The following is an 18,958-nucleotide window of genomic DNA, read 5'->3' as shown; positions in this document are numbered from 1 at the left end:
CTGGCGGCCCTCGCCACCGCGGCCGCCCTGGTCGGCGCAGGGCTGACCGCCCTCTCCGCCGGCACCGCCCAAGCGGCCACCGCCCGCCAGGTCGAAGCCCTCGACCGGGGCGTGGTCAGCGTCCACACCGACGCCGGAAACCTGGTCAGCTGGCGCTGGCTGGGCACCGACCCCGACGGCGTCTCCTTCAACGTCTACCGCGCCGGTACGAAGGTCAACTCGACCCCGGTCACCGGTTCCACCAACTACTTCCACTCCGGCGCCCCGGCCCAGGCCGACTACACGGTCCGCGCGATCGTGAACGGCGTCGAACAGGCCGACTCGGTCCACGCGATCCAGTTCCGGGCCGGCTACAAGGACGTCCCCATCACCCCGCCCGCGGGCGGTACGACCCCGGACGGGGTGTCGTACACCTACGAGGCGAACGACGCCTCCGTGGGCGACCTCGACGGCGACGGCCGGCTGGACTTCGTCCTCAAGTGGCAGCCGACGAACGCCAAGGACAACTCCCAGTCCGGCTACACCGGCGACACCATCCTCGACGGCATCACCCTCGACGGCACCCGGCTGTGGCGCATCGACCTGGGGAAGAACATCCGCTCCGGCGCCCACTACACCCAGTTCCAGGTGTACGACTACGACGGCGACGGCAAGGCCGAGGTCGCCATGAAGACGGCGGACGGCACGGTCGACGGCACGGGCGCGGTGATCGGCAGCGCGAGCGCCGACTACCGCAACTCCAGCGGCTACGTCCTGTCCGGCCCCGAGTACCTGACCATGTTCAACGGGCAGACCGGCAGGGCGATGGGCACCGTCGACTACGTCCCGGCCCGCGGCACGGTGTCCTCGTGGGGCGACTCCTACGGCAACCGGGTCGACCGCTTCCTCGCCGGGACCGCCTACCTCGACGGCTCCCGCCCCTCGCTGATCGAGGCGCGCGGCTACTACACCCGTACCGTCATCGCCGCCTGGGACTGGCGGGGCGGCGCCTTCACCCGCCGCTGGACCTTCGACACCAACTCCTCCACCAACAGCGGCAAGGGCTACGACGGCCAGGGCAACCACCAGCTGTCGGTCGCGGACGTCGACGGGGACGGCAAGGACGAGATCGTGTACGGCTCGATGGCCGTCGACGACAACGGCTACGGCCTGTGGACGACGAAGAACGGCCACGGCGACGCCCTGCACGTCGGCGACCTGGACCCCTCCCGGCCCGGCCTGGAGGAGTTCAAGGTCGACGAGGACAGCTCCAAGCCGTCCTCCTGGATGGCGGACGCGAAGACCGGCGAAGTCCTCTGGTCAACCGACCCCAACGGCGACAACGGCCGGGGCGTCTCCGGGGACATCTGGGCGGGCAGCGCGGGCGCCGAGTCCTGGTCCTCGCACGCGGACGGCGTCCGCAACCCGCAGGGCACGGTCGTCGCGACCCGCAAGCCCTCCAGCACCAACTTCCTCACCTGGTGGGACGGGGACCCGGTCCGCGAACTCCTCGACGACACCCACATCGACAAGTACGGCACCTCGGCCGACACCCGCCTGCTGACCGGCGCCGGCGTCCACTCGGACAACGGCACGAAGGCGACCCCGGCCCTGTCCGGGGACATCCTCGGCGACTGGCGCGAGGAGGTCGTCTGGCCGACGACGGACAACACGGCCCTGCGCATCTACTCCACGCCGTACGAGACCGGCACGAGGATCACGACCCTGCTCCACGACACCCAGTACCGCACCGCCCTGGCCTGGCAGAACACCGCCTACAACCAGCCCCCGCACCCGAGCTTCTTCATCGGCGACGGGATGGCCACGGCACCTCGGCCGACGGTCTACACCCCCTGAGGGGTGGCGGGCGCGCGCCCCTGCGGCGCACGCCCGCCATGGGCCGGGCGGACCTCCGGTTCCGGGACCATCGGCCCGCCGCCGGGCCCTACGGCCGCTCCCGCGCCCGCCCGCGACGCGCCACGATCGGGGACGTAGCGAGCCGGTGGGCAACCGGACTCGAACCGTCACCGGATCCCCGTCGCGGGATCCCGTCGCTGGAGGTGGAGACCATGCTTCGCACCGTCACCGCGGGCATCGACGGCTCGCCCGAGAGCCGGGCCGCCGCCGTGGGGGCACCTCCCACGCCTTTCGGGCAGTGGGGGAGGGCGGCCCGTGAGGCGAAGCTGCGCGGCCTGCCGCTGAAGATCGTGCACGTGCTGGAACCGGTCCCGGAGCCGCCGGCCGCCCAGGCCCCGCTCGTCGGTCCGGAGACCGTCCGGGACTGGACCGAGAAGATCCCCCGGGAGTCCGTCGAGGGCCTGCGGCTGCGCCACCCCGGCGTCGACGTCACCGGCGAACAGTGGTCCGGCCGGCCCGGCGAGGTGCTCCCCGAGGCCGCCGGGGACGCCGAGGTGCTGGTCCTGGGCTCGCGCGGGCTCGGTGGCCTCGGCGGCTTCCTGGTCGGCTCCGTCGGCCTGCGCGTCGTCGCCCACGCCGAGCTGCCCGTCGTCCTGGTGCGGGCGTACGAGCAGGCCGCCGACGAGCACGAGCCGGATCCGGCGGGCGTGCCGTCCGCGGCGACGCCGTTCAGGCCCGTCGTCCTCGGCCTGGACACCGACCGCCCCGACGCCGCGCCGATCGAGTTCGCGTTCGACGCCGCCCGGCGCCGGGCCACGTCCCTGCACGTCGTGCACGGCTGGTTCCCGCCGCCGTACTACGCGTACGGGACCCCGGTGGACCCCGCGCTGCACGAGGCCCTCGCCCGGAGCGAGTCCGAGGCTCTCACCGAGGCACTGCGCCCCTGGCAGCAGAAGTTCCCGGACGTCGAGGTCGTCGCGGACTCCCGCTACGGCAGCCCGGCCGAGTCCCTCGTCGAGGCGGCGCGGACCGCCTCCCTGGTCGTCGTCGGCCGCCGGGCCCGCCGAGGCGTCCTCGGCCCGCACATCGGCCATGTCACACACGCCGTCCTGCACCACGCCACCGCCCCCGTCGCCGTCGTCCCGCACGGCTGACCCCACGGGCTGCCGCCCGGCTGCACGTGCGGCAGCCCCTGGCTACGCTGAACGAGGCGCCGCGCTCGGCGCCGCAGGACGTACCCCCGCACCGGCAGACCGTGGAGGGCCACGCCCGCCAGGTACGCGTGACGGCCTCCCACGCCCCGGTTCCCACGCCCCGTTTCCCGCAGCCCGACCACTGGCCCGTACCCATGACTTCGGGAGTCCCACCCATGTCCCAGGCCGAACAGCACGAGACCGCCGTACTGCCCGAACTGTCCGAGCAGGAGCTGCGTGCGCTGGACGCGCACTGGCGTGCCGCGAACTATCTGGCCGCGGGCCAGATCTATCTGATGTCCAACCCGTTGCTCACGGAGCCGCTCAGGCCCGAGCACATCAAGCCGCGGCTGCTGGGCCACTGGGGTACCTCGCCGGGGCTGAACCTGGTGTACACGCATCTGAACCGGGTGGTCAGGGCGCGCGGGCTGGACGCGCTGTGCGTGTGGGGGCCGGGGCACGGCGGGCCGTCGGTGCTGGCCAACTCCTGGCTGGAGGGCAGTTACAGCGAGACCTACCCCGACGTCCCGCGGGACGGGGAGGGGATGGAGCGGCTGTTCCGGCAGTTCTCCTTCCCCGGTGGGGTGCCCAGCCATGTCGCCCCCGAGACGCCCGGCTCCGTCCACGAGGGCGGCGAGCTGGGCTACTCCCTCGCCCATGCCTACGGTGCGGCCCTGGACAACCCGGACCTGCTGGTCGCCTGCGTGATCGGCGACGGCGAGGCGGAGACCGGGCCGCTGGCCGCGTCCTGGCACTCGAACAAGTTCCTCGATCCGGTGCACGACGGCGCGGTCCTGCCGATCCTGCACCTGAACGGCTACAAGATCGCCAACCCGACCGTGCTGTCCCGCCTGCCCGAGGCCGAACTCGACGCGCTGCTGCGGGGATACGGCCATGAGCCGATCCATGTCGGCGGCGACGACCCGGCGCGGGTGCACCGTGCGATGGCGGCGGCCATGGACCGGGCGCTGGACCGGATCGCCGAGTCGCAGCGGGCGGCCCGGGAGGAGGGGGCGGCCGGGCGCGTGCACTGGCCGGTGATCGTGCTGCGGACGCCGAAGGGCTGGACCGGGCCGGCCGAGGTGGACGGGGTCCCCGTGGAGGGGACATGGCGGGCGCATCAGGTCCCGCTCGCGGGGGTGCGTGAAAACCCGGAGCATCTGCGGCAGTTGGAGGAGTGGCTGCGGTCGTACCGGCCCGAGGAGCTCTTCGGGACCGACGGCCGACCGGTCGCCGAGGTGCTCGCCTGCGTCCCCGACGGCGCGAAGCGGCTGGGCGCGACCCCGCACGCCAACGGCGGTCTCCTCGTCCGCGACCTGCCGCTGCGCTCCCTGGACGACTTCGCCGTGCCGGTCGACAAGCCGGGCGTCACCCTGCACGAACCCACCCGCGTCCTCGGCGACCTGCTGGAACAGGTGATGGCCGACACCGGGACGCGCCGGGACTTCCGTCTGGTCGGTCCGGACGAGACCGCCTCCAACCGGCTCCAGGCCGTGTTCGACGCGACCGGCAAGGCCTGGCAGGACGAGGTGCTGCCGGTGGACGAGCACCTGGACCGGCACGGCCGGGTGATGGAGATTCTCTCCGAACACCTGTGCCAGGGCTGGCTGGAGGGCTATCTCCTCACCGGCCGGCACGGGCTGTTCTCCTGTTACGAGGCGTTCGTGCACATCGCCGATTCCATGGTCAACCAGCACATCAAGTGGCTGCGGACGGCACGGCAGTTGCCGTGGCGGGCGCCGATCGCCTCGCTCAACTACCTGCTGACCTCGCATGTGTGGCGCCAGGACCACAACGGCTTCTCCCACCAGGACCCCGGCTTCGTCGACCACGTCCTCAACAAGAGCCCCGAGGTGGTGCGGGTCTATCTGCCGCCGGACGCCAACACCCTGCTCTCCGTCGCCGACCATGTGCTGCGCAGCCGGGACTACGTCAATGTGATCGTGGCCGGCAAGCAGCCCTGCTTCGACTGGCTGTCCATGGACCAGGCCCGCGTCCACTGCGCGCGCGGCGCCGGGATCTGGGAGTGGGCGGGCACCGAGAACGGCGGCGAACCGGACGTCGTGCTGGCCTGCGCGGGTGACGTGCCCACCCAGGAGGTGCTGGCCGCCGCCCAGTTGCTGCGCCGGCATCTGCCGCAGCTGGCCGTGCGCGTGGTCAACGTCGTCGACATGACCCGCCTCATGCCGCACGACGACCACCCGCACGGGATGAGCGACTTCGAGTACGACGGCCTGTTCACCGCGGACAAGCCGGTGATCTTCGCCTACCACGGCTATCCCTGGCTGATCCACCGCCTCGCCTACCGGCGCACCGGCCACAGCAACCTGCACGTACGCGGCTACAAGGAGTCCGGGACCACGACGACCCCGTTCGACATGGTCGTCCGCAACGACCTGGACCGCTACCGCCTGGTCATGGACGTCATCGACCGGGTCCCGGGGCTCTCGGTGCGCGCGGCGGCCGTGCGCCAGCAGATGGCCGACGCCCGCGCCCGCCACCAGGTGTGGATCCGCGAGCACGGCACCGACCTGCCCGAGGTCGCCGACTGGAGCTGGAACGCCTGACCGGCGGCGGGGCCGGTCACCGCAGGGAGGCGGACGCCGAGTCCGCGACCGGCCCCGCGCAGAGCTCGAAGGCATCGGCCAGTCCCGTCTGCCGGAACAACCGGGGGACGGCACCGCCGGGCACGACCAGCCGCAGTCTGCCGTGCCGTGCCCGGACCCGGTTGCGCGCCCGGCACAGGATGCCGAGCCCGGTGCAGTCGATGAAGGACACACGGCGCAGGTCGACTATCAGATCGGGCTCGGCACCGGCCGTCAGCGTGTCCAGGGCCGTCGAGAGGGCCGGAACCGCCACCAGGTCGATCTCTCCGCGCAGCGTCACGACGGAGGTCCCGTCGGCGGTCCGTGCCGTGCGGTATGTCACTGACCTCGTGTGGTTGTCACCCATGACAGCAGAAAAGCCCAGCCCGAGGCCCGCGCGGAAGGGCCGTTCGGCCCACCCGTACGAGACCCGAACGGCCCGGGCGCACGCCGCCTGCACTCCGTCCTCTCACACCGCGGCCCAACCCGGGTCCTTCGCCGCGTGGGTCGGGACCCTTGGCCCCTGGTTCTCGTCCCGGCGCCCTCGGAGGATGGAAGCCACGTGACACCCGACCTGAAAGACGAGGCGGCGGCCCATGTACGCCAACGACGGATTCCGTGAGCTCGACCGGCGGGAGTGCCTGATCCGGCTCGCCACGGTGCCCGTCGGCCGTATCGTCCACACCCGGCACGCGCTGCCCGCCGTGCTGCCCGTGAACTTCGGCCTGGACGGCGACGGCGCCGTGCTCCTGCGGACGTCCGCGGCCTCGGAGCTGGTGCGCGCCATCGACGGCTCGGTGGTGGCCTTCGAGGCGGACGAGGTCGACGCCGGTAGACGTTCCGGCTGGAGCGTCGTCGTCACCGGCTCCGCGACCGTGGTGAGCGACCCCGCCGAACACCGGCGGCTGGTCCACGACGGCCCCCGCTCCTGGGCGCCGGTCCCGCACGAGGTCTTCGTACGTATCGAGCCCGAGCTGGTCACTGGACGGGAACTGCGCGGACCCCGGTGACCTGGCCGATCGGGGTGCCTTCACCCCGTGCCGCGCACTACGGTGACCTATGACCGGACCTGCCGGTTCCCATCGGTCGACAGGATCGGGAGGACTGTAGTGGAAGGCCCCGAAGCGGCCCGCGTACGGCTGCCGCAGCTGAGGCTCGACGAGCTGCTGGACGAGTTGCAGGCCCGTCTGGACGCCGCCCGTGGCACCCGCGACCGGGTGCACAGCCTGCTGGAGGCGGTCCTCTCGGTCGGCCGGGAGCTGGAGCTGGAGCAGGCCCTGCGCAGCATCGTGGAGGCGGCGGCCGTGCTGGTCGACGCCGAGTACGCGGCCCTCGGCGTGATCGGCCCCGACGGCAGGCGGCTGTCGGCCTTCCACACGGCCGGCGTCAGCGAGGCGCAGATCGCTCGGATCGGCCCCTTCCCGGAGGGCCACGGCATCCTCGGCGAGCTGATCCGCCACCCCGAGCCGCTCCGCCTCGCGAAGCTCTCCGAGCACCCGGCCTCGTACGGCTTCCCGTCGAACCACCCGCCGATGAACACCTTCCTCGGCGTCCCGATCCGGGTGCGCGACCAGGTGTTCGGCAATCTGTACCTGACCGAGAAGCGCGGCGGGCTGGAGTTCGACGAGGAGGACGTCTCGGTGACGTCCACGCTCGCCGTGGCGGCCGGCGTGGCGATCGACAACGCCCGGCTGTACGAGGAGTCACGGCTGCGCGAGCGCTGGCTGCGGGCCAACGCGGAGATCACCCACACCCTGATGTCCGGCGGCGATCCCGCCGACGCCCTGGCCCTGATCGCCGAGCGGGCCAGGGACATCACGGGCTCGGCGCTGGCCGCCGTCGCGATACCGATGGAGGAGACCGGCTCGCTCGGCGTGGAGATCGCCGTCGGCATGGACGCGGACGATCACCGGGGTCTGGTGCTCGCCCCGGACCGCACCCTGATGGGCCTCGCCTTCGCCGCCGGTGCCCCCGTCGCCACCCAGGACGTCCTCCACGACCCGAGGATCTCCCCGGAACCCCCGCGCTTCCACGGCCTCGGCCCCGCCGTGGCCATCCCCATCGGCACCGGCGACAGCGGTGTGCGGGGTGTGGTGCTGCTGGCCCGCGAGATCGGCAGCACGGTCTTCTCCGACAAGGAGACCGAGACACTGCAGGGCTTCGCGGCCCAGGCCGCGATCGCGCTGGAACTGGCCCAGCGCCGCCGGGACGCCCAGGAGATCGCGGTCCTCCAGGACCGTGACCGCATCGCCCGGGACCTGCACGACCTGGCCATCCAGCGGCTCTTCGCCACCGGGATGACCCTGCAGAGCGCCGGCCGTTTCATCGAGCACACCGAGGCGTCGGAGCGGGTGCTGCGCGCCGTGGACGACCTGGACGAGACCATCAAGATCATCAGGTCGACGATCTTCGGTCTGCGCGACCGCGAGGGCGCGGCCGGCGCAGGCCTCCGCGCCCGCGCCGTACGGGTCGCGGGGGAGGCGGCACCGGTCCTGGGCTTCGCCCCCAGCCTGCGCATGGAAGGCCTCCTCGACACCGACGTGCCCAGGGAGATCGCGGGCCACGCCGTCGCCGTCCTCGCCGAGGCCCTGACCAACGTCGCCCGGCACGCCCACGCCGACCGCGCCGAGGTGATCCTCGCGACCGACGGGCGCGAACTGGTCCTGACGGTCCGGGACAACGGCGTGGGCATCCCGCCCGAAGGCCGTCGCAGCGGACTGCGCAACCTGGCCGAGCGAGCCGAGGAACTCGGCGGCCGGCTGGAGTGGGACTGCCCCGAGGACGGCGGTACGACGCTGGTGTGGCGGGTGCCGGTGACCTAGGGCCTGTCGTTTGGATCATGTCGGCGTCGCGGGGTGTGGCACGCACTCCCCCAGAGGGGGTACCCCCAGCGGCGTTGTCGTCACTCGCCGACGCTCCGCGTCGACTCCCTCCTCCGCCTTGCAGCTGCACGCACCACACCCCGCTCGGGTCGGCTGAAATCCGCAGTATCTGTCAGCCGACCTGATCCAAACGACAGGCCCTAGCCGTAGGAACGGATGGAAGAGGGCGCGTGCCCGGTGCGGCACGCGCCCCCGCCGGTCAGGCGACCGTGCAGGTCTGGTCGCCCAGTTTGAAGGACGCGGGTCTGTCGTTCGAGCCGGTCCAGGTGCCCGTGAACCCGAAGGACACCGAGGAGCCGGACGCGACCGTGCCGTTCCAGCTGACGTTCTTGGCGGTCACGGCGGCACCGGACTGGGTCCAGTCGGCGTTCCAGAGCTGGCCGACCGTCTGGCCGTTCGGGAAGGACCAGCCCAGCGACCAGCTGCTCCAGGCCGCCGAGCCCGTGTTGGTGAGCTGGACGTCCGCCTGGAAACCGCCCGTCCACTGGTTGCTGATCCTGTAGGTGACCGTGCAGGCGCCGGACGGCGTGGGATCGGTGCCGCCCCCTCCGTCCCCGCCGCCGCCTCCGCTGCTGTCGGACGTGTCGCCGTAGATCACGCCCCGGCCGTTCGTCGAGATGTACACCCGGCCGTAGACCCGCGGGTCACCCGTGATGGCCGCGCCGGTCCAACCCCACTGGTGGGCGTCGTCGTTGATGCGGGTCCAGGTGGCGCCCTTGTCCGTGGAGCGGAAGATGCCGCGTGTCCCGCCGATCTTCGCGCTGGTGTAGAGGGTCTGGTACGAGGCCCCGGCCGCCGCCTTGCCGAAGCCGATGGTGTCGGCCTGGTCGACGTTCGCGAACCTGGCGAAGGTCGCGCCGCCGTCGGTGGAGTGCCACAGACCGTACGCACCGTCCGTCGAACCACCCGCCAGCCACACATCTCCCTTCGTCCCGGGCAGCGCCTTGAACCGCACGCTGTCGCCGCTCGGCAGACCGGTGGCGGAGGACGCCGTGAAGGTGGCGCCACCGTCCGAACTCACGTAGAACTTCCCGGACTTGAAGCCGTAGAAGGTCTTCGGGTCCACCCGGTCCGACTCGACGACCGCCCCGGCCGGGATCCCGCTCGACGCCGACCAGGACGAGCCGAAGCCCGTCGTGTACTGCACACCGGTGCCCGCCGGACTCCACACGAACCGGCTCCCGTCGGCGGCGGCCGCGACCGTGCCGCCACCGCTCACCCCCGAAGGATCCGTCCCCGCGAACCAGTTGGCGCCGTTGTCGGTGGAGAACGCGATGTGCGGACCGGAGTCCAGATTCCCCACCCGGACCACGGTGTTCGGGTTGGACTCGGCGAAGTCCAGGCTGGTGGTCGTCGTGAAGGTCGGGGACGTGTACATCATCGACGGGACCTTGGTGAGGTCCGTGTGCCGGAAGCCGCCGATGTCACCGAGCGCGCTGAAGAGCTGGGCGCCGCCGGACGGGGGAGCGGCCAGGTCGTTCACCGAGGTCTCCTCCAGGCCCTGCACCATGGGCTTCACGGTGAACTGGCCGCCGCTGTCCCACTGGGTCAGGTTCTCGGTGCCGAAGAGCGTCGCGCCCGTCCCGTACATCATCCGGTCCGAGTCGAACGGGTCGATCTCCAGCGCCTCCGTCATCCACCCGAGTTTCGGGGCCTGTTCGGGCGGCGACGGATTCGCTCCGAACGTCAGCCACGGCGACGACGACACGTCGATCGTGTAGCGGTTCGAGCGGTTCGGGTACGACGTGTAGTCCCAGGCCTTGGTCCAGGTCGCCCCGCTGTCCGTGGAGCGGAAGATCTGGGTGTCCGGCCACCAGGAGCTGTAGGCGGTGGCCATGACGGTGCCGGGGTGCTGCCGGTCGACGGTCAGGCCGCTGAACCCGTAGTAGGTGTCGGCCTCCGCGACCGGGCTGATGTTCGTCCAGGTGCCGGTCGCGGTCGCGTACCGCCACAGCTGGCCCTTGCCGCCGTCGTACGGGCCGCCCTTGTCGCTGTAGGCGAGATAGAGGTAGCCGTTCTTCGCGTCCAGCACGCCCTTGTGGGCGAGGTACCCCGTGGGCTGACCGGCCAGCCGGCTCCAGGTCGCACCCGCGTCCGTCGAGCGGTACACCGCGTTGTCCTTGTCGGCGACCCCGACGTAGATCGTCTTCGTCGCCGAACCGGCCGTACCGGTCGACTCGTCGAAGGTGACCCACACGATGCCCTGGCTGTCGGAGGCGTAGCCGGTGGTGTCGGTCGAATCCTGCACGTAATTACCGACGTCGGGGAAGTTGCCCACCTGCGACCAGGTCACCCCGGAGTCGGTCGACCGCCACAGCCCCTTGCCGCTGGGCGCGCCCAGATACAGCACGCTGTCCTTGTTCGGGTCGACCGCCAGCCGCTCGCCCATGCCCCGGCCCGGCATGTTGCCGCCCAGCTTGAACGGCAGATCGGTCTTCTGCCAGCTGGCACCCCGGTCGGAGGACCGCAGCACGGCCCCGTTGGTCGGGTCCCAGCTGTTGGTGTACGTCCCGACGGCCGCGTACACCTTGTTCGGGTCCACGGAGTCGGAGGCCAGGCTGACGACCCCCGTATGCCCCCACTCGTCCCACCCCACCGAGTCCAGCAACGGCGTCCAGGTCTTCGTCGACTCCGACCAGCGGTAGGCACCGCCGATGTCGGTACGGGCGTAGGCGAGGTTCTTCTCGGAGCGGTTGAACACGATGCCCGGGACGAATCCACCCCCGTCGATCCGGGCGTTGTGCCAGGTGTAGGTGTCAGCGGCGACCGCTGCTTTCGGGGCGGCCGCGGCGAGTGCGGACGGACTGCCCGCCAGTAAGCCGGCCGCCAGGGCCAGCACGGCCGTGAGGATGCGGGTTCTTCGCACGGGGGTCCTTCCGGGGGAGGGGATGGTGGGGGTAAGCGCTTTCTTCCTGGGGTGTGAGTTGCCGGGCCACCCCCAGTGCGGGTGAGGGCGGCCCGGCGGATCGGCCCCGCCGTCAGGTGGCGGAGCCTGCACGCAGAGCTTTCAGGCGGTTCCTCGGAGCGAGCGGTGCGGGTACGCCCCCTCTTGGGGGCGCGGGGAACTGCGCGACCAGCCACAACGGACCCGCAGCCAAACCACGGCCCACCCCGCGGAGCGCCCGGCGGGGGCTATTCGAGCAGCTCCGCATACGACCCCATGGCGAGCGCGATGTCCGCCTGGGCCCAGAACCGGTGATACGTGAACACGGGCGCGGCCCCGCCCGCCAGATAGCTCTGGATCTTCGACCAGGCGGGGTCGTTCTTGTAGAAGGACCGCAGCGAGGCGAACGTGGACGACGAGTTGACCGCGTCCCCGTTCGGCATGGTCCCGCTCCACCCGCTGGGCACGTACACCGTGTCCCCGAACCGGTTGTAGTCGGCCCGCGTCTCCGGCACCGCGATCCCCAGGCTGTCCTGGTAGTTGTTCCACATGCCGTCGAGCAGCGCCTTGGCCGTCGACTTCGCCGTCGCGTCACCGGACTTGGCGGCGTAGTACGTCAGCGTCTTGGCGTACGCGGCCGCCACGCCCACGTCGTTGGTGTAGTCGGCGACCGTGACGTGAAGTCCGCTGTTGGAGCCGGGACTCGACGCGTTCCAGGTGTCGGGCTGGCCGGACCACTGGAGCGTCGACGGGATCAGGTACGTACCGTCCGGATTGACGGTCGTCTTGGACAGCGCCCACGCCACCCACTTGTCGAGGATCGCCTTCGCCGTGGCGTTGCCGGTCTGCTGGTAGTACTCCGCGACCCGCTCCATCGACCAGGCCTGGAAGCCGAACCACTGGTTGGACGGCGGGTCGTGGTACACCGGCTCCCAGTCGTAGTACATGCCGTAGAACGTCGACGTACCGGACGGCGGGCTCGCGTACCGCCCCTGCCAACTGTTGGTCGCACCACCGGCGATGGCACCTTCCGACGACTGCAGCCAGCGGTAGAACTCCAGCTGCCGGGTCAGCGAGGTGCCCCAATCCGTCGCCCCGGTCGCCGACTTGGGCTTCAGGTCGGCGTACGAGCTCAGCGCGTACGCGGCCAGCGGGTTCTGGTAGCCCCCGTGCACATGGCTGGACCCGATCCGCCACGCCCAGCCCGCGCTGGAGTCGGTCGCCCCGCCCCACGCGTAGTACCAGGAGAGCAGATAGTCCGAGGCGTCCTTGCCGGTGCCGGCCGCGCAGGTCGTCGGCCCCACACAGTTGCCGATCTTCTTGAAGTACTTGTCGTACATGGCGTAGCGCAGATAGTCGCCCATCTTCGCCGCCTTGCCCACGGTGGCGGAGACATCGCCGCCCTTGCCCTGGTCCTTCGCCCACACGTCCGCCCAGTACGCGGCCTGCACCGCACGCGCGTCGGCGTCCGGGGCGTCCGTGTACTTCCACTGCTTGGCGTAGGAGGAGTCCCCGGTGAACAGGTCCAGGTACCCGTTCTTGCCGCCGTACTTGAAGGCGTCGCAGGTCGGCTGCGGGACCGTCTCCCACACCGACTCCTGCGGACCGCGCTGGAAGGTGTTGATGTACGACGGCCCGTCCGCGGTCGGACCCGCCTCGCACGAACCGCCCGGCGTGTCACCGTAGCCGTAGACGTTGTCGACGTCCTCCAGCCAGTGCATGCCGTACACGTCGTCCGTGCCGTACGCGGTCTTCAGCTCACCGGCGAGAGGATCCGATCCCACCGACACCGAGGTGTCCAGCTTCGCCGGGTACTCGTTCGGCGTGTCCAACTCCGGTGCGTACGTGGCCGGTTTGGACGCGTTGTAGAACGAATTGGTCGGCTGGTCGGCGTGGGTCGGGATCATGTACTTCTCCATGAGATCCCACGCACCGTTGAACTTGGACCAGTCACCGGTGACCTTGCCGTACATGGCCTGCAGCCAGAGAAGGTAGCTGTACGCCTCCGACGTGGTCTCGTGGCCCTGGTCCGGCGCCTCGACGATCAGCGTCTCGACCGAGTGGTAGGGGATGCCCTCGGGGGAGAAGTAGCCGTTCGCCGGGTTGGTGATCTTCCCGTAGAGGTCCAGGAAACGCGCGTCGTACGCCTTCGACGCGGCCAGTTCCGTGACGGTCACGGCGGCCGCCGTGTAGCCGGTCGCCGACGCCGTGAAGGTCGCGGTGCCGGTGCCGGACGAGTCCGCCGCCACGGTCACGTTCTGCGCGGCGCTCCAGTTGGACGGCGTGAACGTCAGCGACGAACCGGCGCTCACCGACAGCCCGGTGTTGCCGGCCGTGCGGGCCACCGACACCGTCACACTGGCGCTCGGCTGCTTCGACAGGCTCACCCCGAAGGTGCCGGTCGCCCCCTGCTGGACGCCCAGCTGCGTCGGAGAGGCCACCACCGCCGGACCCGAGGCGACCGTGATGCCGACCGGGGTCGAGGAGGCGGACGCGCCCAGGCTGTCGTACGCCTTCGCCACCAGCGAATGACTGCCCACGGTCAAACTGGAGACCGAGAGCGAGTAGGGCGACGACGTGTCCGTCCCCAGCAGCGTGGTGTCGTCGTAGAACTCCACCTTGCTGATCGTCGCCCCGTCGGCCGCCGCCGCGGTCGCCGCCAGCGGGACCGCGTCGCCCTGCGTGTACACCGCGCCCGCGCTCGGGCTGGTCAGCACGGTCACCGGCGGCTGGTGCGCGCCGGCACAGGTCGTGCCGTTGATCGCGAAGCTCGTCGGGGCCGCGTTGCTGCCGGTGTACGAGAACTGCGCGCCCGTCGACACCGCCGCGCCCGCCGCGATCGTGCCGTTGTACGACGCGTTCTGCACGGTGACCGAGGTCCCGGACTGGGACCAGGTGCCGTTCCAGCCGTTCGACAGCTTCTGGTTGCCCGTGTACGCGTACGTCAGCGTCCAGCCGCTGATCGCGTCCGTACCGCGGTTGGTGAGGGTGAGGTCGGCCGTGAAACCGGTGCCCCAGTCGTTGGTCCTGTAGTCGACGCTGCACTGAACGGTCGCCGCGTGGGCGGGGGTTGTTCCGGTCGCGAGCATCGACAGCGGCAGGGCCAGGGCCGCGACGACGGCCGTCCACAACCGTCGCACGGCTCTGCGCCTCCTCCCGGGTCCTCCGGGATGTGCGGGATGCATGTGCTGGTTCCTCCTTGCGCTTGCGGCTCGGGAAGAAGTCAAGGCTTGAACCAGTGGGAGCGCTCCCATAGTGGAGACGTGGCATGGAGCGGTCAAGGTGGTTGAAGAGTCGAAAAGATTCGACGGATACGCCCGCCGAAAAGTCAAGCAACTCCCCTGTTCTTTGCTGTCGCTTGGCGCTACCTTCCTTCGCACCAGTGGGAGCGATTCCGTTCAGTCGACGCGTCCGCCACGACGCGCCCGAGCTGCAAGGAGTCGCTCATGCGACACCCCCCGCGTTCAGTTCTTTTAGCCGTCGCCGGTGCGGTCGCCCTCGTCGGGTCCGCACTGGTACCGGTGGTGTCGGCGTCCGGCGCCACACCCGCGTGCACGGTCCAGTACACGGTCACCAGCCAGTGGGACACCGGCTTCCAGGGCTCCGTGACCATCACCAACAACATGGCCGCCGTGAGCAGTTGGAGCCTGGGCTTCGACTTCGGAGGCGGCCAGAAGGTCACCCAGGGCTGGAGCGCCAAGTGGTCCCAGTCCGGTACGACGGTCACCGCCGCGAACGAGAGCTGGAACGGCTCCCTGGCCACCGGCGCGAGCGTCAGCGCCGGCTTCCTCGGCTCCTGGTCGGGGAGCAACGCCGTACCGACGGCCTTCAAGCTCAACGGCACGACCTGCAACGTCGATACGGAACCGACGCCCACCCCGACCCCGACCCAGCCGCCCGCCACCGGGACGGCACCCGCCCTGCACGTGTCCGGCACCAAGCTCGTGGACGCCGACGGCAGGACCCGTCGCCTGCTCGGCGTGAACCGCTCCGGCGGCGAGTTCATGTGCGTCCAGGGCTACGGCATCTGGGACGGCCCGGTCGACGACGCGGCGATCAGGGCGATCGCCGACTGGAAGGCCAACGCCGTCCGCATCCCGCTCAACGAGGAGTGCTGGCTCGGCCTGTCCAACGTCAAGTCCGAGTACGGCGGCGCCAATTACATCAACGCGGTCAAGGAACTGGTGGCCCGCGTCGAGTCGTTCGGCATGACGCCCATCCTCGAACTCCACTGGTCCTACGGCCAGTACACGGGCAACTCGGCCGGCTGCTCCGACGTGCACGCCACCTGCCAGAAGCCGATGCCCGACGCCCAGTACACCCCGTCCTTCTGGTCCTCGGTGGCCGGCACCTTCAAGGACGACCAGGCGGCCGTGTTCGACCTGTTCAACGAGCCGTACCCGGACCGGGCGACCGCCACCACCACCCAGGCCTGGGAGTGCTGGCGGGACGGCGGCACCTGCTCCGGGATCGGCTACCAGGTCGCCGGTATGCAGGGCCTGGTGGACGGCATCCGCGGCGCCGGGGCCAGGAACGTGATCATGATCGGCGGGCTCGCGTACTCCAACGACCTCAGCCAGTGGCTGACGTACAGGCCCACCGACCCGGCCGGCAACCTCGTCGCGGCCTACCACGGCTACAACTTCAACACCTGCGCCAGTGAGAGCTGCTGGAACTCCACCCTCGCCCCGGTCGCGGCCCAGGTGCCGCTGGTCGCCGGGGAGATCGGCGAGAACACCTGCTCGCACGCGTTCGTCGACCAGGTCATGAAGTGGTTCGACGACCACGGCCTCTCCTACCTGGGCTGGACCTGGAACACCTGGGACTGCTCCTCCGGCCCGTCCCTGATCTCCGACTACAGCGGCACGCCCACGGCGTACGGCGTCGGGCTGCGCGACCACCTCCAGGCCATCAACCCGTAAGCACCCCAACCGAAGAAGTTCCACCTGGGAAGTTCCACCGAAGAAGAAGGAACCCGCACTCATGAGTCGTACCAGAACAGCGGTACTCGCCGCCCTGGCGCTCGTCGCCGGGGTCTCGGGACCGGCGGCCGCCGTGACCCCCTCCTCCGGGGCGGCGATCTCCGCGATCCCCTGCACCGTCGACTACAAGATCCAGAACGACTGGGGCGCCGGCTTCACCGCCGCCGTCACCGTCACCAACAACTCGGCCGCGAGGTCGAGTTGGTCGGTGAAGTGGTCGTACGCCGGGAACCAGCAGGTGACCAGCTACTGGAACACCAAGCTGTCCCAGAGCGGCACCGCGGTCACCGCGAACAACGAGACCTACAACGGCACGCTGGCGACCGGCGGTTCGGTCAGCTTCGGCTTCAACGGGTCCTACAGCGGGACGAACGCGATCCCGACCGCCTTCACCCTCGACGGCGTGACCTGCAACGTCGACGACGGCAGCAGCGGTGGTGGCGGAGGCGGCGGGGGCGGCGGCACCGGCACCCGGGTCGACAACCCGTACTCCGGCGCCAAGGTCTACGTGAACCCGGAGTGGTCCGCGAAGGCCGCCGCCGAACCGGGCGGCACCCGCGTCTCCAACCAGCCCACCGGCGTCTGGCTCGACCGCATCGCCGCGATCAACGGCGTGAACGGCGGTATGGGCCTGCGCGACCACCTGGACGCGGCCCTGGCACAGAAGGGCAGCGGCGAGGAGGTCGTCCAGCTGGTCATCTACGACCTGCCCGGACGTGACTGCGCGGCCCTCGCCTCGAACGGCGAACTCGGCCCGACGGAGATCGACAAGTACAAGACGCAGTTCATCGACCCGATCGCGGCGATCCTCTCCGACAGCAAGTACGCCTCGCTGCGGATCGTCACCACCATCGAGATCGACTCACTGCCCAACCTGGTCACCAACACCGGCAGCCGGGCCACCGCCACCGCCAACTGCGACACCATGCTGGCCAACGGCAACTACGTGAAGGGCGTCGGCTACGCCCTCGCCAAGCTCGGCGCGATCCCGAACGTCTACAACTACCTCGACGCCGGCCACCACGGCTGGCTCGGCTGGGACGACAACTTCGCCCCGGCGGCCAACCTGTTCAAGCAGGCGGCCACCAGCGAGGGCGCGACCGTCGACGACGTCCAGGGGTTCATCACCAACACGGCCAACTACAGCGCCCTGAAGGAGGACCACTTCACCATCAACGACACGGTGAACGGCACTTCCGTCCGGCAGTCCAAGTGGGTCGACTGGAACCGCTACGTCGACGAGCTGTCCTTCGCCCAGGCCTTCCGCACCGAACTGGTCTCGGTCGGCTTCAACTCCGGCATCGGCATGCTGATCGACACCTCCCGCAACGGCTGGGGCGGCAGCGCCCGGCCCACCGGCGCGGGTCCGACGACCAGCGTGGACACGTACGTCGACGGCGGCCGCTACGACCGCCGGATCCACGTCGGCAACTGGTGCAACCAGGCCGGAGCCGGCCTCGGTGAGCGCCCGCAGGCCAGCCCGGCCGCCGGGATCGACGCGTATGTGTGGATGAAGCCGCCGGGGGAGTCCGACGGTTCCAGCACCGCCATCGCGAACGACGAGGGCAAGGGCTTCGACCAGATGTGCGACCCGACGTACACGGGCAACGCGCGCAACGGCAACAACATGTCCGGTGCGCTGCCGAACGCGCCGCTGTCGGGGCACTGGTTCTCCGCGCAGTTCCAGCAGCTGATGGCGAACGCGTACCCGCCGTTGTCGTGAGCGCCGGGTGAGGCCGGATTGAAGCTGCGGGCCGGGTGTGGCTGGTCGCGCAGTTCCCCGCGCCCCTAGGGGCGCGGGGGTCAGCCGACGCGGGCCAGGCCCCGGCGGACCGCGAGTTCTATGGGTGAGTGGTTTCCGTCCGGGCGGTCCAGCTCCAGCGGTGCGTTCAGGTACAGCGGGGGCTGGGCCAGGAAGCGGGGGCGGGTGCCGTGGTTCGGCTGGGCGGCGTGGACCAGGAAGGGGTGACACAGGTAGACGTCGCCCGGGCGTCCGGTGGCGTACGCGAGCGGGCGGTGGGCGGACGCGGCGTCGACCTTCGGGCCGAGCTCGTGCAGGGTGGCGCCCCGCTCGCCGTACGGCTCCAGGATCCGTGGCACGTCGAGGTGCGAGCCGACCCGGACGCGGGTCGGGGCGTCCGCCTCCGTCACCTCGCTGAACAGGAACAGCATCAGCAGGGCGCGCTCCCGGGACCACAGGTTGGCGTACCACTCGGTGGCGCCCTCCGGCATGAAACTGGTGTCGATGTGCCAGCCCGCGTCGTCCGGCTCCTCCTCGTGCGGGAACCTCAGCGGGAAGGCGCCCAGCGAATAGCGGGGGTCCCAGCGGCGCTCGCCGACCAGCAGATCGAAGGCCTCGTGCAGAGCGGCGGAGTTGGGGGCCGCGGCGAAGGGGCCGTCGGCCCTGCCGCCGACCCAGACCACCGGGTCCTTCCAGGTTCCGGGGTCCTCGGGGTCGTATCCCGTCTCCTTCCACAGCCGCCGGGCGCACCCCTCGGCGACCCGCGGCGGAACCGCGCCCTCGATCTTCACGAAGCCGTCTGCCAGGAAGCGCTCCACCAGCTCGTCGTCCATCCGGTCATCGTGACCCGACGGA

At 70.7% G+C, this 18,958-nt stretch carries 11 protein-coding genes; 7 read left to right on the top strand and 4 right to left on the bottom strand.

Annotation, left to right across the window (positions count from 1 at the left end):
• From AB0D85_RS40505 to AB0D85_RS40495, 3 genes are all read left to right on the top strand, one after another.
• Nucleotides 1-1,836, top strand: coding sequence for a rhamnogalacturonan lyase (locus tag AB0D85_RS40505; protein ID WP_362332313.1), 1,836 nt, complete (start codon nucleotides 1-3; stop codon nucleotides 1,834-1,836).
• Between the two features lie 212 nt (nucleotides 1,837-2,048).
• Nucleotides 2,049-2,990, top strand: coding sequence for a universal stress protein (locus tag AB0D85_RS40500; RefSeq protein ID WP_362332162.1), 942 nt, complete (start codon nucleotides 2,049-2,051; stop codon nucleotides 2,988-2,990).
• A gap of 215 nt (nucleotides 2,991-3,205) precedes the next feature.
• Complete coding sequence (locus tag AB0D85_RS40495; protein WP_362332159.1) at nucleotides 3,206-5,596, top strand: phosphoketolase family protein; 2,391 nt, start codon at nucleotides 3,206-3,208, stop codon at nucleotides 5,594-5,596.
• Nucleotides 5,597-5,612: 16 nt separating this feature from the next.
• On the opposite strand, the gene AB0D85_RS40490 is transcribed toward AB0D85_RS40495, so the two are convergent.
• Complete coding sequence (locus tag AB0D85_RS40490; protein WP_362332156.1) at nucleotides 5,613-5,957, bottom strand: STAS domain-containing protein; 345 nt, start codon at nucleotides 5,955-5,957, stop codon at nucleotides 5,613-5,615.
• 253 nt (nucleotides 5,958-6,210) lie between these two features.
• On the opposite strand from AB0D85_RS40490, the gene AB0D85_RS40485 reads away from it, so the two are divergent.
• Nucleotides 6,211-6,624, top strand: coding sequence for a pyridoxamine 5'-phosphate oxidase family protein (locus AB0D85_RS40485; RefSeq protein WP_362332153.1), 414 nt, complete (start codon nucleotides 6,211-6,213; stop codon nucleotides 6,622-6,624).
• 99 nt (nucleotides 6,625-6,723) lie between these two features.
• Nucleotides 6,724-8,436 (top strand): GAF domain-containing protein, encoded by a 1,713-nt coding sequence (locus AB0D85_RS40480; RefSeq protein ID WP_362332150.1) that lies wholly within the window; start codon nucleotides 6,724-6,726, stop codon nucleotides 8,434-8,436.
• A 259-nt stretch (nucleotides 8,437-8,695) separates the two neighbouring features.
• Here the strand turns inward: AB0D85_RS40480 and AB0D85_RS40475 are convergent, their stop codons facing one another.
• Both AB0D85_RS40475 and AB0D85_RS40470 read right to left on the bottom strand, forming a co-directional pair.
• Nucleotides 8,696-11,362: a cellulose binding domain-containing protein gene (locus AB0D85_RS40475; protein ID WP_362332147.1), complete on the bottom strand. Its 2,667-nt coding sequence runs from the start codon at nucleotides 11,360-11,362 to the stop codon at nucleotides 8,696-8,698.
• Between the two features lie 266 nt (nucleotides 11,363-11,628).
• Nucleotides 11,629-14,565, bottom strand: a complete 2,937-nt coding sequence (locus AB0D85_RS40470; RefSeq protein WP_362332144.1) for a glycoside hydrolase family 48 protein — start codon at nucleotides 14,563-14,565, stop codon at nucleotides 11,629-11,631.
• A gap of 261 nt (nucleotides 14,566-14,826) precedes the next feature.
• Between AB0D85_RS40470 and AB0D85_RS40465 the strand changes: the two genes are divergently transcribed.
• Both AB0D85_RS40465 and AB0D85_RS40460 read left to right on the top strand, forming a co-directional pair.
• Nucleotides 14,827-16,302, top strand: coding sequence for a cellulose binding domain-containing protein (locus AB0D85_RS40465; protein ID WP_362332141.1), 1,476 nt, complete (start codon nucleotides 14,827-14,829; stop codon nucleotides 16,300-16,302).
• A gap of 61 nt (nucleotides 16,303-16,363) precedes the next feature.
• On the top strand, nucleotides 16,364-18,085 hold the full coding sequence (locus AB0D85_RS40460) for a glycoside hydrolase family 6 protein (RefSeq protein WP_362332138.1): 1,722 nt from the start codon (nucleotides 16,364-16,366) through the stop codon (nucleotides 18,083-18,085).
• A gap of 80 nt (nucleotides 18,086-18,165) precedes the next feature.
• Here the strand turns inward: AB0D85_RS40460 and AB0D85_RS40455 are convergent, their stop codons facing one another.
• Nucleotides 18,166-18,936, bottom strand: coding sequence for a phytanoyl-CoA dioxygenase family protein (locus AB0D85_RS40455; protein ID WP_362332135.1), 771 nt, complete (start codon nucleotides 18,934-18,936; stop codon nucleotides 18,166-18,168).
• Nucleotides 18,937-18,958: the final 22 nt, after the last annotated feature.

Origin of the sequence: Streptomyces sp. NPDC048277, assembly GCF_040652235.1 — a bacterium.
Taxonomy (GTDB): Bacteria; Actinomycetota; Actinomycetes; order Streptomycetales; family Streptomycetaceae; genus Streptomyces.
Note: the sequence above shows the minus strand (reverse complement) of the source record. Positions and strands in the feature narration are given on the sequence as shown.